Annotated in this window: 1 protein-coding gene; it reads right to left on the bottom strand. The window is 50.5% G+C overall.

The features are described from left to right. Positions 1-455, bottom strand: a 455-nt coding sequence (locus LKX84_RS17885; RefSeq protein WP_228239094.1) for a hypothetical protein, incomplete at both ends; no start/stop codon positions are given.

Here is a 455-nt window from a genome sequence, read left to right on the forward strand (position 1 = left end):
AGTCCACGTTGCCACCATCTTCCAATGTCAAGGTGTTGCCGCTCAAACTCAAGGTTTGGTCATCGGTGTTCACACCTGAAATATCTATCGTGTTTCCTTCGGAAATGGTCAAATCAGAACCTGAAATGCTCAACGTCTGGTCGTCCGTATCGGTGTCGATGGAACTGATGTCGATGGTGTTGCCACCGGTGATGCTCAAATCACTTCCACTCAAGGAAAGGGTCTGTGCATCCGTATTATCCAAGTATCCGCTCAAGTCCACATTGCCGCCGTCCTCAAGGGTCAAAGTGTTGCCGCTCAAACTTAGTGCCTGGTCATCGGTGCCGCTGTTGTTGAATACGGATAGGTCCACACTGTTACCATCGGCAATGGAAAGGGTGTTTCCTGACAGGCTCAAGGTCTGGTCATCCGTATCGGTATCGATTCCGCTGATGTCGATGGTGTTCCCACCTGCT

Source organism: Allomuricauda sp. M10, assembly GCF_020782875.1.
In the GTDB taxonomy this organism is placed as follows: Bacteria; Bacteroidota; Bacteroidia; order Flavobacteriales; family Flavobacteriaceae; genus Flagellimonas.